This window comes from Pseudomonas sp. EU05-FHT14B02, assembly GCF_058791055.1.
Window position 1 is genome coordinate 106321 of sequence record NZ_JBYTDD010000013.1, and the last position, 24636, is coordinate 130956.

General features: G+C 61.0%; 21 protein-coding genes and 1 pseudogene. 13 read left to right on the forward strand and 9 right to left on the reverse strand.

Annotated elements, in window-relative coordinates; genetic code table 11:
* Positions 1-46: 46 nt before the first annotated feature.
* Positions 47-1717, reverse strand: coding sequence for a response regulator (locus AC3WTM_RS14305; protein WP_102669197.1), 1671 nt, complete (start codon positions 1715-1717; stop codon positions 47-49).
* A gap of 487 nt (positions 1718-2204) precedes the next feature.
* Between AC3WTM_RS14305 and AC3WTM_RS14310 the strand changes: the two genes are divergently transcribed.
* From AC3WTM_RS14310 to AC3WTM_RS14335, 6 genes are all read left to right on the forward strand, one after another.
* Positions 2205-3272: a DUF2333 family protein gene (locus AC3WTM_RS14310; RefSeq protein WP_102669196.1), complete on the forward strand. Its 1068-nt coding sequence runs from the start codon at positions 2205-2207 to the stop codon at positions 3270-3272.
* Between the two features lie 3 nt (positions 3273-3275).
* Entirely contained in the window at positions 3276-3833 is a 558-nt protein-coding gene (locus AC3WTM_RS14315) for an NUDIX hydrolase (protein WP_102669195.1), read from the forward strand.
* Between the two features lie 296 nt (positions 3834-4129).
* Positions 4130-4501, forward strand: coding sequence for a translation initiation factor Sui1 (locus AC3WTM_RS14320; RefSeq protein WP_057712155.1), 372 nt, complete (start codon positions 4130-4132; stop codon positions 4499-4501).
* Between the two features lie 219 nt (positions 4502-4720).
* Positions 4721-6634 carry an arginine decarboxylase gene (gene speA / locus AC3WTM_RS14325; protein ID WP_057712154.1) on the forward strand — a complete coding sequence of 638 codons (1914 nt, stop codon included), beginning with the start codon at positions 4721-4723 and terminating at the stop codon, positions 6632-6634.
* Between the two features lie 232 nt (positions 6635-6866).
* Positions 6867-8186, forward strand: a complete 1320-nt coding sequence (locus AC3WTM_RS14330; RefSeq protein ID WP_102669194.1) for a type VI secretion system Vgr family protein — start codon at positions 6867-6869, stop codon at positions 8184-8186.
* Entirely contained in the window at positions 8183-8983 is an 801-nt protein-coding gene (locus tag AC3WTM_RS14335; protein WP_102669193.1) for a DUF4123 domain-containing protein, read from the forward strand. Before AC3WTM_RS14330 ends, AC3WTM_RS14335 begins: the two co-directional genes overlap by 4 nt.
* Positions 8984-9011: 28 nt before the next feature.
* Here AC3WTM_RS14335 and AC3WTM_RS14340 read toward each other — a convergent pair whose 3' ends face one another.
* Together AC3WTM_RS14340 and AC3WTM_RS14345 are read right to left on the reverse strand one after the other, a co-directional pair.
* The gene (locus tag AC3WTM_RS14340; RefSeq protein WP_102669192.1) at positions 9012-10361 is read right to left on the reverse strand and encodes an MATE family efflux transporter; all 1350 of its coding nucleotides are present in this window, start codon (positions 10359-10361) and stop codon (positions 9012-9014) included.
* 74 nt (positions 10362-10435) lie between these two features.
* Positions 10436-10729, reverse strand: a complete 294-nt coding sequence (locus tag AC3WTM_RS14345; protein ID WP_102669191.1) for a hypothetical protein — start codon at positions 10727-10729, stop codon at positions 10436-10438.
* A gap of 156 nt (positions 10730-10885) precedes the next feature.
* Here AC3WTM_RS14345 and AC3WTM_RS14350 point away from each other — a divergent pair, with 156 nt between their 5' ends.
* Genes AC3WTM_RS14350 through AC3WTM_RS14365 form a run of 4 tightly spaced genes read left to right on the forward strand, consistent with a single transcriptional unit; the run spans position 10886 to position 13177 of the window.
* Complete coding sequence (locus tag AC3WTM_RS14350; protein WP_102669190.1) at positions 10886-11188, forward strand: MazG-like family protein; 303 nt, start codon at positions 10886-10888, stop codon at positions 11186-11188.
* Positions 11188-11937, forward strand: coding sequence for a methyltransferase (locus AC3WTM_RS14355; RefSeq protein ID WP_102669189.1), 750 nt, complete (start codon positions 11188-11190; stop codon positions 11935-11937). Before AC3WTM_RS14350 ends, AC3WTM_RS14355 begins: the two co-directional genes overlap by 1 nt.
* A gap of 12 nt (positions 11938-11949) precedes the next feature.
* Positions 11950-12558: a DUF4136 domain-containing protein gene (locus tag AC3WTM_RS14360; RefSeq protein WP_102669188.1), complete on the forward strand. Its 609-nt coding sequence runs from the start codon at positions 11950-11952 to the stop codon at positions 12556-12558.
* A gap of 55 nt (positions 12559-12613) precedes the next feature.
* Positions 12614-13177, forward strand: a complete 564-nt coding sequence (locus AC3WTM_RS14365) for a DUF4136 domain-containing protein (protein ID WP_102669187.1) — start codon at positions 12614-12616, stop codon at positions 13175-13177.
* Between the two features lie 108 nt (positions 13178-13285).
* Here AC3WTM_RS14365 and AC3WTM_RS14370 read toward each other — a convergent pair whose 3' ends face one another.
* Together AC3WTM_RS14370 and AC3WTM_RS14375 are read right to left on the reverse strand one after the other, a co-directional pair.
* A complete protein-coding gene (locus AC3WTM_RS14370; RefSeq protein ID WP_102669186.1) occupies positions 13286-16054 on the reverse strand; it encodes an ATP-binding protein in 2769 nt (922 codons plus the stop codon).
* A complete protein-coding gene (locus tag AC3WTM_RS14375) occupies positions 16051-16179 on the reverse strand; it encodes a hypothetical protein (RefSeq protein WP_256586029.1) in 129 nt (42 codons plus the stop codon). Before AC3WTM_RS14375 ends, AC3WTM_RS14370 begins: the two co-directional genes overlap by 4 nt.
* An 826-nt stretch (positions 16180-17005) precedes the next feature.
* On the opposite strand from AC3WTM_RS14375, the gene AC3WTM_RS14380 reads away from it, so the two are divergent.
* On the forward strand, positions 17006-17362 hold the full coding sequence (locus tag AC3WTM_RS14380; protein WP_492587616.1) for a DUF6124 family protein: 357 nt from the start codon (positions 17006-17008) through the stop codon (positions 17360-17362).
* 58 nt (positions 17363-17420) lie between these two features.
* Here the strand turns inward: AC3WTM_RS14380 and AC3WTM_RS14385 are convergent, their stop codons facing one another.
* Positions 17421-18275 (reverse strand): MaoC family dehydratase, encoded by an 855-nt coding sequence (locus AC3WTM_RS14385; RefSeq protein ID WP_102672904.1) that lies wholly within the window; start codon positions 18273-18275, stop codon positions 17421-17423.
* A gap of 2 nt (positions 18276-18277) precedes the next feature.
* Positions 18278-19630 (reverse strand): 3-oxoacyl-ACP reductase, encoded by a 1353-nt coding sequence (locus AC3WTM_RS14390; protein WP_102672905.1) that lies wholly within the window; start codon positions 19628-19630, stop codon positions 18278-18280.
* 219 nt (positions 19631-19849) lie between these two features.
* On the opposite strand from AC3WTM_RS14390, the gene AC3WTM_RS14395 reads away from it, so the two are divergent.
* Positions 19850-21127, forward strand: a complete 1278-nt coding sequence (locus AC3WTM_RS14395) for an acetyl-CoA C-acetyltransferase (protein WP_102695619.1) — start codon at positions 19850-19852, stop codon at positions 21125-21127.
* 58 nt (positions 21128-21185) lie between these two features.
* On the opposite strand, the gene AC3WTM_RS14400 is transcribed toward AC3WTM_RS14395, so the two are convergent.
* Both AC3WTM_RS14400 and AC3WTM_RS14405 read right to left on the reverse strand, forming a co-directional pair.
* Positions 21186-21953, reverse strand: a complete 768-nt coding sequence (locus tag AC3WTM_RS14400) for a methyl-accepting chemotaxis protein (RefSeq protein WP_371319548.1) — start codon at positions 21951-21953, stop codon at positions 21186-21188.
* A gap of 90 nt (positions 21954-22043) precedes the next feature.
* Positions 22044-23474: pseudogene (locus AC3WTM_RS14405) on the reverse strand (cache domain-containing protein); the annotation flags it as partial.
* A 103-nt stretch (positions 23475-23577) separates the two neighbouring features.
* On the opposite strand from AC3WTM_RS14405, the gene AC3WTM_RS14410 reads away from it, so the two are divergent.
* Positions 23578-24471 carry a PA4780 family RIO1-like protein kinase gene (locus tag AC3WTM_RS14410; RefSeq protein WP_090452950.1) on the forward strand — a complete coding sequence of 298 codons (894 nt, stop codon included), beginning with the start codon at positions 23578-23580 and terminating at the stop codon, positions 24469-24471.
* The last annotated feature ends 165 nt before the right edge of the window (positions 24472-24636 follow it).

Below are 24636 nucleotides of genomic sequence, written 5' to 3' on the forward strand. Positions count from 1 at the left end.
CTACCAACGGCAGAAATGGTAAGTGCCTGAAGTTATTGCGTTTCTATTACAGGGTTATGACCGTATCGGTCGATTCCGATAAAAAAGTGGCATTTTGCTTTGACGTGCGTGCGGCCTGTACGCGATTGCGTCCGCCGTGTTTGGCGCGATACAGCGCTTCGTCCGCCTGGTTGGCCATTATCAGGCTGTCGGAGCTTTCGCAAAGCTCAACCACTCCGGCGCTGAAGGTGCACCACAGATCCTCGGGTTGCGCGGGGTAGTGAATCTCGGCAAATCGCTGACGGATTTCATCGAGTACGTTGTAGGCCGCTTCGATATCGGTATCCGGCATGACGATGGCGAACTCTTCGCCACCGTAGCGGCCGATGAAGTCGGTTTTGCGCAGGCGTTGCTTGAGAAACAGCGCCAGGCTCTTGATCACCCGATCGCCCATGGGGTGGCCGTGGCTGTCATTGACCCGTTTGAAGTGGTCAATGTCGAGCATGGCAAAACTCAACGGCTTGCTTTCGCGGCGGGCGCGGAACGAGCAGTCTTCGAGCAATTGCAGGATGTGCGTGTGGTTGTATAACCCGGTGAGACTGTCGCGGACCATCCGTGCCTTGAGGTTGCGTGCCCGGGCCGCGCGGTTGCGCACGGTGGTGATCAAGTGCCGGGGCTTGATCGGTTTGGTCAGGAAGTCATCGCCGCCCTCGCTCATGGCGTCGAGCTGCTTGTCCAGGTCGTCTTCGGCCGACAAGTAAATGATCGGCACGCTGACGTAACGGTCGTTATGGCGGATCACCTTGGCCAGTTCCGTACCGGTGCAGGCTGGCATGTACATGTCGAGGATGATCAGGTCCGGCTGGAAATCCGCCAGTTCGGCCATGGCCTGGATCGGCTCGATGAGCGTGCGGGTGACGATCCCGGCGCTGTTGAGCAGGCGCTCGGTGTGCAAGGCCTGGGCGCGGGAGTCGTCGATGATCAGCACTTTATAAGGCTCGTACTGGGCAACGCAGGTCAGGACTTCGATCTTCTCCAGCAGGCTCGACGCTTCGAGGGTGCCGGTAAGGAATTCCTGGCCGCCGGCACGCACGGCGGCCAGACGGGTCGGGGTGTCGGTTTCGTGCAGGCTGAAGAACAGCAGCGGAAGCTGATGATCGAGGCCTTCCTGGGCTTCGGCGGCCAGTTTCAGGCCGACACCGGTGCCACAAAAGTCCACGTCCATGACAATCGCCGCCGGCATGCGCTCGACCATCGATGAGCGAAACGCGTCTACGCTGCCCAGGGACTGGGCGCTGAGGCCGAAGAACTCCAGTTGTTTGGCCAGGCGCTCGGCGCGGTCGTGATCCTGCAACATCACGTAGATGGGCTTGCGTAGCGGCGGCAGGAAGGTTTGATTGAGTTGGTCACCATGGCGCAGGCCGGTACGTGACAGGCGCTGCATCAAGCGGTTGAGATCGGTGATCAGGCCGCTGCTCAGGCGTCCGCGATTGGCGTCGACCGCCTCCAGTGACTGACCGATGTGACGGGCCAGTTGCGAGTGTTCCGGTTGTTCGAAACGCTCGGCGAAACGCAGCAGGCGCAGATTGGCCTCGCTCAGCTCCGAAAGGTCGGCGGTGGACCACTCACTGCGTTGCAGGCGCTGCCATATCTCAAGAATCTGACGAGCCTGATGAATTACCCGCTGGGCAAAGTGGTGCTTGAGGCGCTTGCGGCTGGGGTCTTCTGGCTCGGTCATATCCTGACTACTAGTTAGGGGGCACACTGAGGTCGAGTGGTGGCTCTATGCTAGCACCACTTTTCCATTACATGAGTGCTGTACGTCAATAATCTGCAATGTGTCTTTATTCAGTTTGTGACTGGGCGGTCTCGCCAGAGCCTTTCCAGTCGTGGTTTGCAGAGGGCGAAGTGCTTGAATCAGGGCACTTGGCGGGTGTGAAGTGGAAATGGGCAAGTGGCTGATATCCGGCCATTCATGATTTTTTGCCGGTGCTTATCGGCACGTTTTTTTGGGTTCCGGAGGGTCGGGGATTCCCTTAGCGTGGCAATCCAAACCATTAGGGGAGGATTTCGATCGCTGCGGAGTCGTCGGGTGCACGGGCACTCTTTTCATACGCAAGCCCAGTAATTTTCCGTATCGGTGCGATGGCGGGTGCCGGGCCAAGGCACGTTGTTGTATGGTTGTGGTCGAACCGTTGAACTCAAGAGCTTGAAAGGATATCGCCATGCTGGACTGGAAGAACCGCACAGACAGTGCGCCTGAACGTGCCGCTGAACCGAAGTCGGAGACCCGCAGTTATCTGGGTGGTCTGTTGTTCAGCCGGGCGCTGGCCACTCTGCTGGGCATCTACCTGTTGGTGGCGAGTGTCCTGGGCTGGTACTGGAGCCAGGAGCCGGCGCTGTTCCCGGTCCAGCAAACCGCTCAACTGGCGGCCGAGAAAGAAGGCAAGCAGATGGTCGTCGGCTACACCACGGTGGAAACCCTCAAGACCGTAGCCGGCACCTTGCTGACCAAGCCGGGCGGCTATATTTCCAACGACCGATTCCCGCCTGGCCTGTGGATGGACAACATGCCGAGCTGGGAATATGGCGTGCTGGTGCAGGTCCGCGACCTGAGCCGGGCACTGCGTAAAGACTTCGCCCGTTCGCAGTCGCAGTCCGCCGAAGACGCCGACCTGGCCAAGGCCGAGCCGCGTTTCAACTTCGACAACAAGAGCTGGGTGCTGCCGTCCAGTGAGTCCGAGTACCAGGAAGGCATCAATTCCCTGAGCCGTTATCAGGCGCGCCTGTCCGATCCTAACCAGAAGAGCGCGTTGTTCTATGCCCGTGCCGACAACCTGAACAACTGGCTGGGTGACGTCGGCACCCGTCTGGGTTCGCTGTCGCAACGACTCTCGGCCAGTGTGGGCCGGGTCAAGCTCAACACCGCGCTGAAGACTGAGGTGGTGACGCCGGGTGTGGCGCCGCAAGTCGATGAGGAAATCGTCGAAACCCCTTGGCTGCAGATCGACAACGTATTCTACGAAGCTCGCGGCCAGGCCTGGGCTCTCTCGCATTTGCTGCGTGCCATTGAAGTCGACTTCGCCGATGTGCTGGCCAAGAAGAACGCCACGGTCAGCGTGCGCCAGATCATTCGTGAACTGGAAGCGTCGCAGGAGTCGGTGTGGAGTCCGATGATCCTCAACGGCAGTGGCTTCGGCGTACTGGCCAACCACTCGCTGGTCATGGCCAACTACATTTCCCGGGCCAACGCGGCGGTGATCGATTTGCGTCAACTGCTCAATCAGGGCTGAGTCATGGTTGATAACGCCAGGGAGGCCGCGCACCGTGCGGCTTCCGATGCCGAACAGATCGCCTGGGTTGACGAGCAGGACAACCTGCTCGGCGCCCTGGTCCGTTCCGATTTGCGCGAGCGCGGGCTGATCGGGCGCGGCACTTACATAATGTTGTTCAACTCCGCTGGCGAGCTGTGCGTGCATCGTCGCACCCTGAGCAAGGCAATCTATCCCGGTTTCTGGGACGTGGCGGCGGGGGGCATGGTGCTCGCCAGTGAAACTTATGCCGAGTCGGCGGCAAGGGAGCTGGAGGAAGAACTGGGCGTGAGTGGCGTGGAACTGACCGCCCATGACCACTTTTACTTTGAGGACACCGGCAATCGCCTGTGGTGTTCGGCGTTCTCGGCGGTGTGGGACGGCCCGTTGATCCTGCAACCGGAAGAGGTACTCGAAGCGCGCTTTATCCCTATCGATCAGGTCATGCTGGAAATCGAGCAAAAGCCTTATTGCCCGGACTCGCTGGCGGCGTTGAAGCGCTATCTGAAGGCTCAACAAAGCGACGTCGCAAAACAACTATAAATTGGCGCCGATTGGCTCTTAGCAATCGGCGTTTTTGCCGTTACACTGCGCGACCTTTTTAAACTGAACCGGTATTGCTTCCTGTAGGAGCGAGCCTGCTCGCGAAAAACGCAAGAACGACACGGGCTGTCTGACGTCCCGCGTCATCGTTGACGTCCATCGCGAGCGAGCTCGCTCCTACGGTGAAATGAATGTCGTACCGTTTCAGTAGCGCTGCCCCTGCCTGAGTGGGGCTTCGCGGTCGATAGCCTTCCCAAGTGCTGCGACCAGTCTTTGTCCTCCGAAGAGGATTGCCGGTGGCCAAAAAAGCCGCATCCTTCGCCGCCTTGGGCGGCCTGGTATTTTCCACCGACGCAGGTCGTCATTGCCCGGAATGCAGTAAACCGGTGGACGCCTGCATCTGCAGACAGACCGTTATCCCGGCCGGCGACGGCATCGCTCGCGTGCGTCGAGAAAGCAAGGGCCGTGGCGGCAAGACGGTGACCACCATCACCGGCGTGCCGTTGGCTGAAGACGCGCTCAAGGACCTGGCCACGACGTTGAAGAAACGTTGTGGTACCGGTGGGGCGCTGAAAGACGGTGTCATCGAAATCCAGGGCGATCATGTCGAGCTACTCTTGGCAGAACTGATCAAGCTCGGTTTCAAAGCGAAGAAGTCCGGCGGCTAGCAGCCTCTGTGAAAACCACCCTCGGCTTGATCCGATCCTGATGACATTCAGGTCCGGCATCGTCTACATGGTTTTCACAGAGCCTGTTCATGACCGGTATCTAAACTCACTGCGGTCGGCGGGGTCTATTGCCTCGTTGACGAACCGTCATTTTCATTCTTTAGACTGCGCCGGCCTGAACCCAGGCGACGCACTATGACTTCTTTATAGGGGACTTCGATGTCCGTACGACGCACACGCAAAGACGATGGCAGCCAATGGACAGTTGCGGACAGCCGCAGTGTTTACGGGATTCGCCATTGGGGGGCCGGGTATTTCGCGATCAATGACGCCGGTCGCGTCGAAGTTCGTCCGAACGGTCCGAGCAGCTCGCCTATCGACCTGTACGAGCAAGTCGACCAGCTGCGCAAAAGCGGCCTGTCCTTGCCATTGCTGGTCCGTTTCCCGGATATCCTGCAAGACCGCGTGCGTCAGCTGACCGGCGCATTCGACGCCAACATCGAGCGTCTGGAATACCAGAGCAAGTACACCGCGCTGTACCCGATCAAGGTCAACCAGCAGGAAGCGGTGATCGAAAACATCATCGCCACCCAGAACGTTTCCATCGGCCTGGAAGCCGGCTCCAAGCCTGAACTGCTGGCGGTGCTGGCACTGGCGCCGAAGGGCGGCACCATCGTCTGCAACGGCTACAAGGACCGCGAGTTCATTCGCCTGGCGCTGATGGGTCAGAAGCTCGGCCACAACGTGTTCATCGTGATCGAGAAAGAGTCCGAAGTCGGCCTGGTGATCGAAGAAGCGGCTTCGCTCAAGGTCAAGCCTCAGGTCGGCCTGCGCGTGCGCCTGTCGTCCCTGGCCTCGAGCAAGTGGGCGGACACCGGCGGTGAAAAATCCAAGTTCGGCTTGTCGGCGGCGCAACTGCTGTCGGTGGTCGAGCGTTTCCGCGCGGCGGGCCTGGATCAGGGCATTCGCCTGCTGCACTTCCACATGGGCTCGCAGATCGCCAACCTGGCGGACTACCAGCACGGTTTCAAGGAAGCGATCCGTTACTACGGCGAACTGCGCAACCTCGGCCTTCCGGTGGATCACATTGACGTCGGCGGTGGCCTGGGCGTTGACTACGACGGCACGCACTCACGTAATGCCAGTTCGATCAACTACGACATGGACGACTACGCTGGTGTCGTGGTCGGGATGCTCAAGGAATTCTGCGATGCGCAGAGCCTGCCGCACCCGAACATCTTCTCCGAAAGCGGCCGTTCCCTGACCGCGCACCACGCGATGCTGGTGATCCAGGTGACCGACGTCGAGAAACACAACGACGACGTGCCGCAGATCGAGAACAAGGAAGCGCTGCCGGAAACCGTGCAGTGGCTTGTGGACCTGCTGGGGCCGACCGACATCGAAATGGTCACCGAAACCTATTGGCGCGCCACGCACTACATGAGTGATGTTGCCTCCCAGTACGCCGACGGCAAGCTGACCCTGGCCGAGAAAGCCCTGGCCGAGCAGTGCTACTTCGCTGTGTGCCGTCGCCTGCACAACTCGTTGAAGGCGCGCCAGCGTTCCCACCGTCAGGTGCTGGACGAACTCAACGACAAGCTGGCCGACAAGTACATCTGCAACTTCTCGGTGTTCCAGAGCCTGCCGGACACCTGGGCCATCGACCAGGTCCTGCCGATCATCCCGCTGCACCGTCTCGACGAAGAGCCGCTGCGTCGTGCGGTGCTGCAAGACCTGACCTGTGACTCCGACGGCAAGATCAACCAGTACGTCGACGAGCAGAGCATCGAGACCAGCTTGCCGGTGCACGCGTTGAAAGAAGGTGAGGACTACTTGCTGGGTGTGTTCCTGGTCGGTGCCTACCAGGAAATTCTTGGTGACATGCACAACCTGTTCGGCGACACGGATTCGGTGAACATCTACCAGAACGCCGATGGCAGCGTGTACCACGCCGGTATCGAAACCCACGACACCATCGAAGACATGCTGCGTTACGTGCACTTGTCGCCGGAAGAACTGATGACCCACTACCGCGACAAGTGCGCCAGTGCCCGCATCAGCGCAACCGAGCGCACGCAGTTCCTCGATGCCTTGCGTCTGGGGCTGACCCGTTCGTCTTACCTGTCTTCCTGAGGTAAGCGTCACGCTCATCAGGTCGTCTGAAAGTTTACCGTTCGCTGCGGAAATTTCAGATGACCTGGTGCGGCGATTCTCCTGTTCCTGGCGAAATTTCCAGCTTCTTCGATGAACTAACGCATTTGGTCTTCTTTTCGCGTAGGTTATTTCCTAATTTGTATTTCGGCACTCTACTCGGCCATGTCTCTCAGCGAGAATCCCCGGCCGCCCCTCCTGTAGAGAAACGCCGATGTTCAATCCAGTCAGCGAACCTTCATTTCGTCTGGATATAGCAGGTCTGCCCGACTCCTTAGAGGTCTTGGCCTTTACCGGCAGAGAAGCCATCAGCGAGCCGTTCATGTTCGACCTGGAGCTGCTGATCGAAGACCCGGCACTTGACCTTGCCAGTTTGCTGTACCGCCCGGCTACGTTGCATTTCGGACCTGCCGGAAACCATGTGCATGGACAATTGCATGAACTCGTCCAGCGTGACCACGCCTTCGGTCCCCGACTCTGCCAGGTGCGCCTGGGGCCAAGACTGGCCTGTCTGGCCCAGCGCTTCAGCCAACGAATCTTCAGCGCCCGTTCAGTGCCGCAAATCCTCGACCAGGTGCTCAAGGAGCACGGCATTACCGGCAAGGATCGACGCCTGGAACTAAGTCGCGAATACCCGCCTCGGGACTTTTGCACGCAATATCGAGAGTCAGACCTGCAATTTCTCCTGCGACTGTGCGCCCGGGAAGGGCTTCACTACTACTTCGAGCACCGGGCCCGCGGACACTGCGTGGTGTTTGGCGATGACTGGCAGCATTTTCCAACTGGCGAACCTGCGGTATTGCGCAGCGAAGGCGAACGGCCGGCGGTGCGGGAGTTCGTGCGTCAGCGCTGCGGTGGGACAGCGGTGCTGAGCGCCGAATGCCGGACGGACCTGGCGACATTGCGCAGCGGTCGGTTGATGCCGTTGTCCGGTCATCCGGTTGCCGGTTGCAATCGGCCCTGGTTGCTGACCCGCGTTGAGCACTGGGGCAGCCAGGATACGACGACGCCTTACCACAATCAGGCTCGAGCCCAGCAGTGGCCGGCACCCATCGAGCCGCCCTGTGCAACGGTTCGACCAAGGATGCATGGCCCGCAACGGGCGTGGGTGGTCGAAGTCGATGAGCCCGGTCCCGACCCGGCAAGGCCGGTACCGGTGCAATTCGACTGGCTTTATCAGGGCGAAGGAGCGAAAGCCAGTCATTGCTGGCTGCCCCTGACCAGGCAGTTGCAGGCCTCGACGTTCACGCCGATACGGGAAGGGACTGAGGTGGTCGTGGGTTTTGTCGAGGGCGATCCCGATCAACCGCAGATAACCGGGGTGCTACATACGCCGGCAACGGTCAAGGTGACGGATGCCGACACCCCCCAGCCCGGCTGCACCCATGATGAAGGCCTGGAGCAATGGTTGCGCTCGGGGGAGCCATTGCTGATGTTGTGCCTGCTACCCGGTGGCGGCAGCTTCAACCATTGCGCACAGGCTTTGTGCACCTGTCGTCTGGCGACGCAGCTTGGCCAGAGCTCTGGAGCATGATTGTCACACGTACGTCCGAGGCCCCCCCGCAGTGGCTGTTGCTGGATGTGCCGGGCACGCCGCAGGCGGGTGTCACACTTCGGCAAATGTTTGCCCAGGCCCAATGGTTCGGGTTGTTCGAAGGCACGGAGTGGCATGCGCTGTATGAACAGGGGCCGGTCCTGGTCGATCTGCGCACCTGCCCGGCACTGGCCGATTTATGCATCGTCGACGGAAAACGCTGGCCCGGATTGCTGGTGGCCAGCGAGGCAGGCGCTTCGTCGTTGCTGGCGCATTTGCGGCGCATGCTCACGGTCACGCTTGGCCTGCACCGGGCCCTTTTGAGTTACTACAACCCAACCACGGCCAGTTATTTTTTCGATGCCTGCGATGCGGTTGAACTGAGTCGCTGGCTAGGGCCTGTCCACCAGTTACGCTGGTTCGGCGGTAGTTGGGCCGACCGCGCGATGGGGTGTGAGGGCTGGCAGCGCTTGTCCAACCCGGGGTTGGCGGTCAGCCCGTTGGCAGTCGAGGAAAGCCTCAGCGTTGGGCAGCAGGGAAAATTGCAAACCTGCCTGCTCGAACAGCATGCCTGGCGCTGGAACCGATCCACCGGTGTCGATTTCCTTCGTCTGTGGACCCATGTGGAGGAAGGGCTGGCGCTGGGTTTCAGCGAGCGCCCGGTGCTCGATGGCTGGATATGGCTACGCCTGCAGTATCCCGACGCGGCGCCAGTGCAGCCGTTGCCGGGCGGGACTCAACAGGAACGACTCGATAGCTTGCGCCGCCTGTGGCAAAACGATCGCCCATGGTCATGAGGTCGAATATTGTCGGCACCACGCCCGATCAGTGAATGCCGCCGGCGAACCAGCCATCGTTACGGCGCAGGCGCCAGGCGATCGCACCGAGGGTCAGACTGCGCAGCAGCATGAACAACAGGAAGGTTATCCACAGGCCATGGTTGCCCCCGCCTTGCAGTGCCCAGCCGAAAGGCAGCACCAGCGCCACGGTCAGCAGCATGCCGTTGCGCATTTCCCGGGCACGGGTGGCGCCGATGAACAGACCGTCAAGCAGGTAACTCCAGACGGCAATCAGCGGCAGTACGGCGAGGTAGGGCAGGTAGATGAACGCGGTGTCGCGCACACTTTGAATGTCGGTCTGCATCTCGATGAACAGATGCCCGGCGAACAGAAACAGCGCGGCAAAGCCCAGGCTTGCGAGCAACGACCAGCCACCGGCCACCACTAATGAACGGCGCAGGGCATCGCGGTCTCGGGCGCCAAGAGCATGTCCGCACAGGGCTTCGACAGCGTGGGCCAGGCCATCGAGGGCGTGGGCGGTCAGCAGCAGGCCATTGAGCAAGAGAGCGTTGGCCGCGACCGTGGCGTCGCCCAGCCGTGCGCCTTGCACCGTGATCAGGAAAAACACCGATTGCAGTGCCAGACTGCGGATGAAGATATCGCGGTTGACCGCCAGCAATGGCCGCCAACTCTGCCACATCGCCAATGTCGCCCAGACGATATGCCCGGGGTAGGCGCGCAGGGCTTTGCGGGTCATCAGCAAGCCGATCAGTGCGCCGGTCCATTCGGCAATTACCGAGGCCCGGGCAGCACCAACCACGCCCCATTCCAGGCCGAGGACGAACCACAGGTTCAGGGCAATGTTGACCAGGTTGGTGCTCAGCAAAATCGCCAGGGGGGCTCGGGCATTCTGGGTGCCGAGGAACCAGCCTACCAGTGCATAACTGGCGAGCGCCGCCGGCAGGCCGAACAGGCGGGTATGGAAGAACTCGCGGGTCAGCTGATCGAGCTCAGCTGACGGTTGCATGAAATGCAACGCGACCCCGCTCAAAGGCACGCCCACCGCACCCAGGACTACGGCCAGGCCGATGGCGAGCAGCAGGCCTTGCAACAGAATCTGCCGCAAGGCAGCACCATCCTCACGCCCCGCTGCCTGGGCGGCAAACCCGGTGGAGCCCATGCGCAGAAAGCCCATGGCCCAGGCAAGGAAGGTGTACAGACTGGCCCCGACCGCGACGGCGCCGAGTTGATGGGCGTGGGGCAGGTGACCGATGACGGTGCTGTCGACCAATGCCACCAGTGGAACGGAAATGTTCGAGAGAATCATCGGCGCGGCGAGTGCCCAGACCCGGTGATGGGTAGGGCGGTCGCGCCAGTCGGCGGTCAGGTTGGACATGCAGGCTCCTTGGAGGAGCGGGCATTGTAGCGGCACATCGAGGGCGAGCCGCTCCCATAGTGATTTGTGTGGTGTCAGTGGATGATCCAGCTGAGCAACCACAGCCCCAGCACCAACCAGATGAAACCCATGATGAACGACGCATTGAGAAAGGCACGTATCGCTGACCAGAGCAGGATCAGGCCGAGTATCAAGGTCACGATGCTGATGATCGAGGTATCCATGCCCAGCGCCTGGGACAGGCCTTCGATAAAATTGCTGCTGGCGTTGCTCAACAGATTGAACAGACCACTGAGACCATCAACGATGAAACGGATGATCGAGCCGAGTACCTGCCCGAGCCATTCGGAAAAACCTTCTACCTGCATGGAGTGAACGTCCTGATTAAAGAGAATTGAGTCTTGGGCTGTCGATCGTGCTGCCGAGTTCCCACAAGCATAGAGGGTTGCACAGAGAACATGCATCTTCTGCCCCTTGCCTTCACCTGTGATCCCCCCGAAGCTATACGCCTTCAGGAGAGCCCGATGAACCTTGTTGAACTGACCGAACGCCTGCACGCCATCCGTGACCGCAATGACTGGCGGCAATTTCACAGCCCGAAAAACCTGGCCATGGCCGCGAGCGTGGAAATGTCCGAGCTGGTGGAGATTTTCCAGTGGCTGACCGAAGACCAGTCACGCCAGTTGCCGGCGGACAAACTCGCCCACGCCGGGCAGGAAGTTGGTGACATCGTGCTTTATCTATTGCTGCTGTGCAGCGAACTGGGCCTGGACATGGACACCGTGGTGCGCAGCAAGCTGGCGGACAGCGAACGGAGGTTCAGCTGATGAGCGACCGTCATTTCGATCAACTGGCGACCCGTTTCGCCGAAAAAATCTACGGCGGTGCCAAAGGTGCGATCCGTCTGGCGGTGTTGCAGGCCGATCTGGCCGAAATCTTGCCCGACCGGCCGCTGCGCGTGCTGGACATCGGCGCTGGCCTTGGCCACATGTCGTTGTGGCTGGCCGAGCGTGGCCATCAGGTGACCCTCGCCGAGCCTGCCGAGCCAATGCTGGAAGGCGCCCGCCAGCGTTTTGCCGATGCAGGGCAGAGCGCCACGTTCATTCAGGCACCCTGGCAGGAGCTGCTCGGGCAGCTCACCGAACCCTACGACCTGGTACTGTGCCACGCCGTGCTGGAATGGCTGGCCGAACCCCACGCCATCCTGCCGGTGCTGCATCAGCTGACCAAGGCTGACGGCTGGCTGTCCCTGGCGTTCTACAACCGTGACGCGCTGATATATCGCAACTTGCTCAAGGGACATTTCCGCAAGATGCGCAAGAACGACATGGCCGGCGAAAAGCAGAGCCTGACCCCGCAACAGCCCCTTGATCCACGTGAGCTGGCCGCGCAACTTGAAGGTCTGTGGCAAGTCGAAACCATGAGTGGCGTGCGGGTTTTCCACGATTACATGCCGGTGGAATTCCAGGCCCGCGCCGAGCTGGTGGACCTGCTGGAAATGGAACTGGCCCACCGTCGCCATCCGAGCTTTGCCGGGCTTGGACGTTACTTGCACTGGATCTGTCGGCCTGTCTGATCGGAGTGCGTAATGAAAAGTCATTCAGGTGTGCTGGTGTTCTGCCTGGGGTTGGCTGCCTGTCAGGGCAGCAATCCCTATGTCGCCACGTCCAACCCATTGCCACCGGCGCCGCCCCAGGCCGCCAATACCTTTGACCGCAGTGCTTACCCGGCAGCCCCCCGTGACTATGGGCGCTACCGCAGTTGGGCCTGGCTCGACGGGCATCTGCCGCCAGGCACCGCCTGGGCCGACTCGGCACAGATCGCCGAAGCGGTCAGCAATGCGCTGGATCAACGCGGCTTGCGCCCGTTGCACGATAATCGCCCGGCCGACCTGTTTGTCAGCGCCGACCTGCGCCTGGAAACCCGTTTGCGCCAGGTACAGGACGACTATTACGGCGGCGGTTATGGTGGCTACAACGGCTACGGCCCTGGATATGGCGGGTACGCCACCGTACCTGTCGTTCGTACCTATCAGGAGCAAGTCGTGGTGGTTCAGGTGGATATGTTTGACGCCAGGAGCGGCCAGCCGGTGTGGAGCTCCAGCGCTGAAACCGGCACCCGGGGCAGCGAAAGCGAGCGGGCCGATGCCATACGGGAAGCTGTGAAAAAGGCAATGTCGGCGTATCCTCCTAGTTAGCTTCTTGTAGATAAGAAGCATTCCGCAGGGTCATGCCTTCAACCGGAGATTCATCATGTTCCGCCGTTTTGTTTTACTGGCAGTGGCCGCGCTGCTCAGTGCCTGCGCCGCCAACCAGGTCAATCATGACTTCGACGCCAGCCGCGACTTTGCTGCCTATCGCAGCTGGACCTGGAAAGAACCTGCCCTGCAATACCGTCCCGACGATCCACGGATCAAGAGCGACCTGACCGAGCAGCGCATCCGTCAGGCGGTTGCCGATCAACTGGATCAGCGCGGTCTGCGCCCGGCCACTGCAGGCGCCAAGGGCGATTTGAATGTACAGACCTACCTGATTGTCGAAGAGCGGCAACAACAGGTGACCACCAATTACGGTGGCGGCTGGGGTAACCCGTGGTATGGCTACTACGGCGCCCCTATGTATAACGAAACCCGCAACGTCAGCTACAAAGTGGCGACCATCCAGATCGACCTGCTCGATGGCAAGGACGGCAAACTGGTATGGCGTGGCAGTGACGAACAGATACTCAGCCGCACGCCGAACCCGACGGATCGTCGCGATGCCATCTGGGAAACGGTCACGCGGATATTGGCCAACTACCCACCGCATGCATCCTAGAGTCAGCCAGTCTCTCAACCCCTGTGCCCTACAGGGGTTTTTATGCTTGGCTCTGGCGCACCTGGGGATCGAGCTGAACAAAGTCGAGGTGGGTGCCAACCTCAGTTGTCACTCGGGACGCCCATCCCTGGTGATTTGATCCGGCAGCACAATCGGCAGTTCTATGCAGAAACGCGCACCCTCGGTGGAGTTCCTGACGCTCAGCTTGCCGCCCATGTTCTCGACCATGCCATAGCTCACCGAGAGCCCCAGACCGGTGCCGAAGCCCACCGGTTTGGTGGTGAAGAACGGCTCGAAAATTCGTTCCAGCAAACGCGGGTCAATACCGCCGCCGTTGTCCTCGACCCACAGGCGTACCGAGTGTGTATCCCGCTCGGTGTACAGTGAAATCCACGGCTTGAACCCGGGCAGGGTTTCACGCTTGCCGAGCAACGCATCCCGAGCGTTGATCATCAGGTTGATCAGTACCTGTTCAAGTTGATCGACATAGCCGCGCACCTGCACTTCAAAACCGGTCTCGCTGATGCGCAGGTCGACGCCTTTGTCGCGTAGGTCCTCGGACAACAGAGACAGCGTGCCTTCGATAGCCTGTACCGGGTTGAACGGTTGCTGCTCGGTTTCCGAGCGGCGGCCGAACACCCGCATGTGGTCCACCACCCGCGCGGCGCGCTGCACTTGCGTGTCGATGCGCGTGAGCTTGTCGATCAGGTAATCGACCTGTACATCGCCGTTGTTCAGGCGCTTGAGTACGTTGACGATAGCCATGCGCATCACGTTCAGCGGCTGGTTGATCTCATGGGCCAGGCCGGTGGCCATTTCTCCGAGGGTGGCCATTTTCGCGCTTTGTGTGAGCTGCTGCTGCGCGCGCCTCACCTCGGTGTTGTCGCGCCCCACGGCCTGGACCTCGAGCAACCGGCCCTGTTCATCGAACACCCCACGATCGGACCAGACCCACCAGGCGTGTTCGCAGCCGGGCAGTTGCAGGTTGATCTCGGCGGTGCTGACCGGAAACTCGGGGCTCAGTCGGTTCAGCCGCTGGATGAATGCAGTGCGCTGTTCCCCGGACATCCAGTCGCCCAGATTCACCCCCGGCAATTGCTCGGGTGCCAACTCCAGACAGGTGGCCAACGGGCGGTTGCCGAAGGTCAGGGTCAAGTCCGGCTGGTAGCGGCAGATCATCGCCGGCGAGTCTTCCACCAACATCCGGTAGCGTTCTTCACTCTGCCTGACCTGTTCGGTGGCCAGGGTCGCTTCGGTGATGTCCAGCCACAGACCCACGGCTTCCACCGGCAGGCCGAGGTCGTTGCGCAACAACTTCGCTTCATCCAGCAGCCAGTGATAGTCGCCGTGACTGTCACGCAACCGATAGCGGGCGCGCACCGAGCCTTCACGCAGCAACAGCCGCGTGCGCTCGAAATACTGCGGTCGGTCGTCGGGATGCACCCGCTCCACGAGCGCCCCGGGTGCGCAGTCGGCGAGGGTCCAGCCGAGCAGTGGCAACAGGCTGTCGCTGAAAAACACCGGGTGCAACGCACCGTCGACATAGCGCTGTACGTAAATCACCGCCGGAGAGCTGGCGATCAGATTGTCCAGGCGTGCATGGGCGGCGATGGCGCTCTGTTCCTGGTTCTTGATGTCGCTGATGTCGAGCATGAACCCCACCAGACGACGGTTTTTTCCCGCGCCAAGAGCCTGGCCTTGCAGGCGATACCAGGCGGGTGCGGGCGCACCGTAGGGGCGATACAGGCGCACGCACAGCAGCAGGGGAGTGCCAGTCTCCTGCAAGTCTTGCAGGCAGATGCGCAGCTCTTCGCGGTCGGCGGGATACACCTGATCGAGCCAGTCCTGTATGGATAAACGCGACATTCCAAGGTTCAGGATCGTGGCCAGCGGAGGTGCCAACTGGACCTCGTCGCTGTCGCTGAAAACTTCCCACCAGCCTGTTCCCAACAAGGCTTGCAGCGATTCCAGGCGTTCCAGTTGCAGGTGATGCCGGTACTCGCGCAGGCGCCCGAGCAAGGGACTTGCGAGCGCGGCGGTGATTTGTAGCCAGTCGCGTTCCGTGACATCGGGGGCGCGTTTTTGCGCCGTGAAGAAACCGCACAGCAACCAGGCGACCACCCCTTGCGCATCATGATAGGGCACGGCGAAGCCATCGGTATTGCCGAACGTGCCTTGCAGGCGCGGGTGTTCGCGCGGGGTCAGGTGCTGCGGTTCCGAGCCGCTCAAACTGTCCAGCCCCGTGCCCAGGCGTTGACCGTTTTGCCACAGTTGTGGTGCATCCAGGGCCGTGTAGTGCCGGTGAATCTGCCAACCATGTTCCTGCTCATCGAGCAAGGCGAGAGCAATGCAAGGGATCTCAAAACGCTGGGCCAGGCTTTGCAGTTGCTCGGTCAGCACCTCGGGCAGGCGCGTCAGGCTGCACAGGCGCAACTGTTCGGCGATTTGCTGTGCCAGCACCTGGCATTGTTCGCGGTTGCGCGATTGCAGGCGCTCAAGCAGCAGGTCGCCGATGTCCAGCATCTGCAACAACCAGGCATCGGCCAAGGGCTGTACCCAGCCGCGCAAATGCAGCGGGGGGCCGTTGAGGCTGTAGAAGTCCAGGTCCAGGGTTTGCCCCTGCCAGTCCGCTGGCGAGCCTTCGATGACAAGGCTGCTGTGGGGCAACAGGAAATCGAACAGATGCGGTGCCTGCTCGCTGGGAGGGTGCTGGGCCAGCAAGTGCCGCAGCGGACCGCTCAGTTGAACGACACGCCCCTCGGCATTGAGCTGTATCTGCAATCCGAAACTGTGCACCCGCGGTGCCTCTTGCGGCTCCGGCGGGGGCGGCGGATGGCGATGGAGCAGGCGCCCGAAGAGTTTGTCCCCGGCACTCAAAATTGCAGTCTCGCACTGGTCGTGAGGGGCGCCGACAGCTTCAGATGAATGGCGGCGGTCAGCAACCCCAGGGCGAACTCATTCGCGGCGGCACTTTTTTGTTTGTGGGGGAGGCTGGCTTTCATGAGTGCGTCTACCTTGACCATCACTGGGTAATGTCAGCATAGAATCATTCCGCCAAAACGGAGGTTTGGGGTGTGTACATATCCATTGCTGCGGTAACGGCGGCTGGCGGTTTCGCCCTTACGGCGAGTCCCTTTTGGCAAACGCCCGGAGTGCCGGCCCAGCCAAAAGGAACCAAAAGGTCTCGCCCCTTACGTACGGCCCCTCGCTTAGGCTCGGGGTTCCTTCGCTGCGGTATTCATCCGGGGGCATTGCCCTCCGGTCGGCTTCGCTTCGACCTAGATGCAATGAGTTCGACTGCGTCGAACGGCGCTGCGCGCCTGTCCCCGGATGAACACCTCCACTCAGCCTTCCGAGGGGGCGGGTGGATCAAGATCAAGAGCTGCAGGCGAGCTAACGCTCGGCCTGATGAGTGGTGAGAAGCGTCTGTGTACGCCGAACTGTTTTTGCTCTTCTGTGGGAGCGAGCTTGCTCGCGATGACGCCCTTTCAGCCAACACATTCCTGTGTAGTTTTCCTCAGATCCCGAGGAAATCTCCGACATGTTTTTCAGGTTGTCCGTCGGAAGCGCGATCTCTAGCCTTTGTCGGTCGCTGCAAATTCAGTGACCGGGCTGTCGCGGCCTTTCAGTCTACTTGGTGCATAATCCACCGGCTTTAACCGGAGCGCTTCGGTGCTTGTCTTTTGATGTAATGGTGGCTGTGCGCGGGATACCTTCGGGTATGCCGGGTTTCCAAGTAGCTCGGTCCGCGACCCCGCGTACAGCTGCCACCCTTGATTGCTGTCGCGGCAATCAGTGGCAGCTCCATTTCATACTTGGAGCTTCACCATGTTCAAACCCACCCCAAATCCCCCCGAAACCGACGACGTTTCCCCCTACCAATCCCCTCACTCAAATAAATTCCACGAAGCCGCCGACCGCGCCCTCGATCACTACCTCAATCCGCCCAAGCCACCTGCCGTTCACAAACCCAGCACCATGTTCGTCATCGCCCCGGACATCGATACCGAGACCCTGCTGGCCCACGCCTGTGAGTCGCTGGCGTCGGCGAGTGTGATGACGAGTGATTTCGCAGGTTTTCTGGAGGGCTCGCAGCGCAACACCCTGCTGGGGATTGCGCAGGTGATCATGCTGGGTGAGCTGGCGGTGAACCGGGCGTTGGATAATCTCGATCCGCAAAACTAACCGCGGAGCTTTTGTGGCGAGGAGCCAGCGCCCTCGCCACGTCGAGGTATCAGTTTTCTCAGGCAACCGGCCGCCAATGCCCGACCATATGCTCCAGCTCCCCGACACCCACCAACTGAAAATCCCCGCTCGGCCCTGGCCCACTGGCCATTAACGTCACCTCACTGGGCAACCGTACCGGTTTCTTGAACTGCACCGCGATCTCGACATTCGCTACAGGCAGATGTCCGGCCAGCGCAGCCAGCGTGCGTGCCTTGTTCCACAGGCCATGGGCGATGGCGGTCGGGAAGCCGAAGAGTCGGGCGCTGGCCGCGCTGAGGTGGATCGGGTTGTAGTCGCCGGACACCTTGGCGTATTGCCGGCCGATGTCCGAAGGCGCTTTCCAGTGCTCAATTTCGTTCAGGGCCAGGCTGGATACCAGGCTCTCTTCGAGCGGTTCACCTTCGAGTTTGACGCCGCGACAGAGCATCCGGCTTTCTGCTTCCCACAACGGCCCCAACTGATCGTCCAGTGTGGTCAGCAGATCGAACGTCGCGCCTTTGACGTGGGGTTGCAGGTTCTGCACTTGCACGCTGACACGCACCCGATTCACTCCACCCATGGGACGCAGTACACGAACGCGATTGCTCAGGTGAATCAGGCCCAGTAGTGGGAACGGGAAGTCCCGGGTCGTGAGCAGTTGCATTTGCAAGGCAAACCCGAGAATGTGCGGGTAGGTCGGTGGCAGCAGGCCGTTGTCGGCGAAACCACAGACCTTGCGATAAGCCGCCAGGCGCTTGGGATCGACTTCGACCCAGCAACGCAAACCCGAATCGGGTAGGGTGGTGCCCGTGATTTTTCGCCGTGTCGCCGCTCGTGCGTACAACCCCGGCAGGCTGGGTTCGCGGTTAAGTGTGTGCCAGTCGGTGATCATCCTTAAGCCCCCAGAGCGCTTTGCCCACATACGCGCAACGCTTGCCCGGTGAACGCGCCGGTGCCCGGTTGCGCGAGCCAGGCCACGGCCTCGGCGACGTCCTGCGGCAGGCCGCCCTGGCCCAGCGAACTCATGCGGCGTCCGGCTTCGCGCAGGCCGAAGGGAATGTGCGCGGTCATTTGCGTTTCGATGAAGCCCGGTGCCACAGCGTTGATGCTGATGCCGCGTTCGTGGAGTAGCGGCGCCCAGACTTGCGCCAACCCGATCAACCCGGCCTTGCTCGCCGCGTAATTGGTTTGCCCGCGATTGCCGGCAATGCCGCTGATGGACGCCAGCAGGATCACCCGGCCGTTGTCGTGCAGGGCGCCGCTGTCGAGCAGGGCTTTGGTCAGCACTTGCGGCGCATTGAGGTTGACCGCCAGCACCGCGTCCCAGTATTCCGGGGTCATGTTGGCCAGGGTTTTATCCCGGGTGATACCAGCGTTGTGCACCACGATGTCGAGGCCGTCGGGAAGTTGCTCGATCAACTGTGCGGCGGCGTCTTCGGCGCAGATGTCGAGGGTGATGGTGCGCCCGCCGAGGCGCGAGGCGAGGGCTTCGAGATCGTTTTTGGCCGGCGGCACGTCGAGCAGGATGACGTCGGCACCATCGCGAGCCAGGGTTTCTGCAATGGCGGCACCGATACCGCGCGCCGCACCGGTGACCAGTGCCTTGCGCCCGGCGAGCGGGCGCGTCCAGTCGGTGACATGCGTCAAACACGGATTCAAGCGAATGACCTGCCCGGACACGAAGGCGCTTTTCGGTGAGAGGAAAAACCGCAGTGGGCCTTCCAGTTGCCCCTCGGCACCTTCACCGACGTAGATCAATTGCAGGGTGCCACCGCTGCGTAATTCCTTGGCCAGTGAACGGCTGAAACCTTCCAGGGCACGCTGGGCACTGGCGGCGAACGGGTCGTGCAAGGTTTGGGGATCTCGCCCGAGAATCACCAGGTGCGCACAGTGGTCGAGGTTTTTCATCAGCGGCTGGAAAAACTCGCGAAGTTGCTTGAGCTGATCGGTATGCAGCAGGTCACTGGCGTCGAACACCACAGCCTTGAGTTTCGGTCCATGGCCGGGAATCCAGGCCGCGGCCATCGAAGGCTCGGTGCCGTAGCTGTAGATTGCGTCGGTCAGACGGTTGGCGAAAGCGCTGACGTGTTCGGCCAACGGCCCGCCTCCAATCAGCAGAGCGCCTTCTACAGGTCGCAACCGACCCGCTTGCCAGCGCTCCAGTCTGGTCGGTGTCGGCAACCCCAGGGCGCCGACCAGGCGATGGCCGATGGACGAATTGGCGAAGTCGATATAGCGGTCAGACATGGAACACGCTCCGAAAGCTGGGGATCAAAGTGTGGACCATGAATGGCGATCAGTCGTTCGATCCACGAGATAAGGCCTACGCTTGGTTACATTGTAGGAGCGAGCTTGCTCGCGATGGCGGTGTATCAGCCAACATCGATGTCGCATGTGCTGACCTCTTCGCGAGCAGGCTCGCACAGGGGTTAGTGTTTACATCAGGTCTTTTGTCAGGAGCTCTTCATGACCCAACTGCACCGCGTCGCGATCATCGGCGGTAACCGGATTCCCTTCGCCCGCTCCAACGGCCCCTATGCCACGGCCAGTAACCAGGTCATGCTCACCGCCGCCCTCGAAGGCCTGATCGAACGTTACAACCTGCACGGCCAGCGCATTGGTGAAGTGGTCGCCGGGGCGGTGCTCAAGTTGTCGCGAGACATGAACCTCACGCGCGAGTGCGTACTGGGTTCGCGACTGTCGCCCGCCACTGCGGCCTATGACATCCAGCAGGCGTGCGGCACCGGGCTGGAAGCTGCACTGCTGGTAGCGAACAAGATTGCCCTGGGCCAGATCGATTGCGGCATCGCCGGTGGCGTGGACACCACCTCGGATGCGCCGATCAGTGTCAGCGAAGGCCTGCGCAAAATCCTCCTGCAAGCCAACCGCGCGAAAACCACCGGCGACAAACTGAAAACCTTCCTGCAATTGCGTTCCAAACATCTGATCCCCGAATTCCCGCGCAACGGCGAGCCGCGTACCGGGTTGTCCATGGGCCAGCATTGCGAGCTGATGGCCCAGACCTGGAACATCCCTCGCCAGGCACAGGATCAATTGGCGCTTGAGAGCCATCAGAAACTGGCGGCGTCCTACGCCGAGGGCTGGCACAACGACCTGATGACACCGTTCCTGGGCCTGACCCGCGACAACAACCTGCGCCCGGACTCCACGCTGGAAAAGCTCGCCGCGCTCAAGCCGGCCTATGAGAAAAGCGCCAAGGGCACCCTGACCGCTGGCAACTCCACGCCACTGACCGATGGCGCGTCACTGGTGCTGCTGGGCAGCGAGGAATGGGCCAAGGCACGCGGGTTACCGATTCTGGCCTACTGGCGTGACGGTGAGGCGGCGGCGGTAGATTTCGTCAATGGTGCCGAAGGGTTGTTGATGGCGCCGGTCTACGCCGTACCGCGCTTGCTCGCGCGCAATGGCCTGACCTTGCAGGACTTCGACTACTACGAAATCCACGAAGCCTTCGCCGCGCAAGTGCTGTGCACCTTGAAGGCCTGGGAGGATCCGGAGTACTGCAAAACCCGTCTCGGGCTCGATACGCCGCTGGGCTCGATCGACCGCAGCAAGCTCAACGTCAAGGGCAGCTCACTGGCTGCGGGGCATCCGTTTGCCGCCACGGGCGGGCGCATCGTCGCCAACCTGGCGAAGTTGCTGGATGCGGCGGGCAAGGGGCGGGGGTTGATTTCGATTTGCGCGGCGGGCGGGCAGGGCGTGACCGCCATTATTGAACGTTGAACAGAAACAACTGTGGGAGCAAGCTCGCTCCCACAGGGTAATGGGGTGTGCCGGTTGATCAGGTACGGAACCTGCGCACCAACCCGTCCAGTTCATTGGACAACCCGGCAAGGCTCTGGGAGTCCAGGCGGGCCGAGTTGGCCAATTCCGCCACCAACTGCGCATCGCCATGGATCTGGCTGATGTGCCGGTTGATGTCTTCAGCCACCTGATGCTGTTGTTCCGCCGCCGTGGCGATCTGGGTGTTCATGTCGCGGATCACGTCCACCGATTCGCGGATCTGCCCGAAGCTGTTGCGGGCCTCGCCGATGCGCGTCACCGATTGCTGGGACACTTCCAGGCTGGCGTGCATCTGTTGGGTCACCTGGCTGGTGCGTTTGGCCAGGTTGCCCAGCAGCCCGTCGATTTCCGCCGTGGAGTCGGCCGTGCGCTTGGCCAGGGCCCGCACTTCGTCAGCCACCACGGCAAAGCCGCGTCCCTGTTCACCGGCCCGGGCCGCTTCGATCGCGGCGTTCAGCGCCAGCAGGTTGGTCTGTTCAGCGATCGAGCGGATGGTCCCCAGGATCGACTGGATGTCGTTGCTGTCGCGTTCGAGCTGTTGCATCGACTGGGCCGACTGTTCGATTTCCTGGCTCAGGCGATCCACACTGTTTACCGCCGCATCGATCTGTTGCTGACCTTCGCGCGCCTGGCGCTGGCCACTGTCGGCAGACTCCGCCGCCTGACTGCAAGAGCGCGCGACTTCGTTGGCGGTGGCGACCATTTCGTGGAACGCCGTGGAGACCATGTCCACCGCTTCACGCTGGCGTCCGGCGGCTTCGGCCATGTCGCTGGAGACCTGGGTCGAGCTCTTGGAGGTGTCGAGGATTTTGCCCGCCGCGCCACCGATGTTCTGGATCAGGTTGCGAATCGCAGTCAGGAACAGGTTGAACCAGTTGGCCAGTTGCGCGGTTTCATCGTTGCCGCGGATTTGCAGGTTCTGGGTCAGGTCGCCTTCGCCCTGGGCGATGCCTTCCAGGCCGCTGGCCACGCTGCGGATCGGGCGCACGATGAGGCTGGCAAAACTGGCGCCGACGATGGCGAAGATGACGGCCAGGACGGCGGCGATGATGGCGATCAACCAGGTCAACTGGGTCGCGGAGCTCATCACGTCGTCCTGTTTGATCAGGCCGATGAAGGTCCAGCCCAGTTGCTCGGACGGCCAGACGTTGGCCATGTAGTGCTCGCCGTTCAGCTCCACCTCCACCAGGCCCTTGCCGGCCTTGGCCAGTTGCGCGTAGCCGTCGCCAAGGGTGCTCAGCGGTTTGAAGTTGTGTTCCGGTTGTTTCGGGTCCACCAGGACCATGCCGGTGTTTTCCAGCAGCATCAGGTAGCCGGTTTCACCAAGCTTGATCTGTTTGACGATTTCGGTGAGCTGCTTGAGCGTCACGTCGATGCTGACCACGCCACCGTTGGTACCCAACTTGTTATCGATGGTGCGCACGGTGCTGACATAGGTCGCGTCATCCTGGGCCCAGTAGTAGGCCTCGGTGCGAAACGGTTTGCCCGGTTTGGCCTGGGCGGCCTTGTACCAGGGGCGCTGGCGCGGGTCGTAGTTATTCAGCTTAGGATCATCCGGCCACGACACATAGCCGCCCGCCGCCGTGCCGAGGATGGCATAGGCGTAGGCAGGGTGGCTGTTGCCCAGATCCTGGAGCAGGGCGAAGACTTTCTTGTCTGCCTCCCCCTGAGGGACGCTTTCGGCGTTGGCGGCCATGTAAGTCTTGAGGCTGTCGTCGGAGTTTCGGATCAGCGGCTGCTTGGCCAGGTAATCGACGTTCTGGCTGATGCCGTCAAAGAACAATTGCATGGCGTTGCTGACCTGACGAATCTCGCGGGCACTGCCGTCGACGAATTCGTCCCTGGCATCACTGCGCAGGTTCAGCACAACGAGGGTGGCGACCAGCACCACGGGCAGGCAGGCGATGATTGCAAACGCCCAGGTCAACTTCTGTTTGATGTTCATCCGCGCTCCAGATTTTCTTGTAGGCCCACGCAGTGCAGATGACTCGCGGTTTATTGGCAGCCGTAAACGTTCTTGGTCAACCCGGGTCCTTGAGTGCGGCATCGCTATTATTGGGGGAGCGATTGTCGGACAAATCACTTTGTCACTTAGGACTTCGGCTGTTATCGGAGGAAATTGAGGCCTGTTGGGAAAAATCCTACGGAAGGTATGAACTGTGGTGTCAGCTTCTGTCGCAATTGCCCTCAATGCCTCTGCACAACAAGTGAGGCAGGCTCGGCTATGATCTGGAACGACCATGGCGGTCGTCGGTTTTACCTGATGAGAACGGTACATTGTGTGCATCTGCAATGCTCATAAGTCGGCAACCCCTCCCCCCCGTGAGTGGATTGCCGTATAACGAATGACTTTCGCGTGTTTGGTAATAAAGGACCCACAATAAAAGCTGATGAAGACTCCAAAACGCATTGAACCCCTGATCGAGGACGGTCTGGTCGACGAGGTGCTGCGCCCACTCATGAGTGGTAAAGAAGCAGCTGTTTATGTGGTGCGCTGCGGCAACGAGTTGCGTTGCGCGAAGGTTTACAAGGAGGCGAATAAACGCAGTTTCCGTCAGGCGGCCGAGTACCAGGAAGGCCGCAAGGTGCGCAACAGCCGTCAGGCCCGTGCGATGGCCAAGGGCTCCAAGTTTGGCCGCAAGGAAACCGAGGACGCCTGGCAGAACGCCGAAGTGGCGGCGCTGTTCCGTCTGGCCAGTGCCGGTGTGCGGGTGCCCAAGCCATTCGACTTCCTCGAAGGCGTGCTGCTCATGGAGCTGGTGGCCGACGAGTACGGCGATGCCGCGCCGCGCCTGAACGATGTGGTGCTGGAACCGGACCAGGCGCGCGAGTATCACGCGTTCCTGATTTCGCAGATCGTGCTGATGTTGTGTACCGGTCTGGTGCATGGCGACCTGTCGGAGTTCAACGTGCTGCTGACGCCGACTGGCCCGGTGATTATCGACCTGCCGCAAGCGGTGGATGCGGCTGGCAACAACCACGCGTTCAGCATGCTGGAGCGGGACGTGGGCAACATGGCGTCCTACTTCGGGCGGTTTGCGCCGGAGTTGAAGAAGACCAAATACGCCAAGGAAATGTGGGCCTTGTACGAGGCTGGCACCTTGCACCCGGCCAGTGTCCTGACCGGCGAGTTCGCCGACACGGAAGAGCTGGCCGACGTGGGCGGAATCATGCGCGAGATCGAGGCCGCGCGCCTGGATGAAGAGCGCAGGCAAGCCGTACGCGCAGCGGACGATGCGCCGCCGGGCAAGACCGAAGAACCGCCTCCACCGTGGATGCAGTGATCGGTTAAAGAAAAACCCGGCTTCGGCCGGGTTTTTTGTGCGCCACCCAAATCACCAGTAGGAGCGAGCCTGCTCGCGATGACGTCGGCACATCCAACATTGATGTGTCAGATACACCGCTATCGCGAGCAAGCTCACTCCCACAGGTTTTTGCGGTGACCTGCA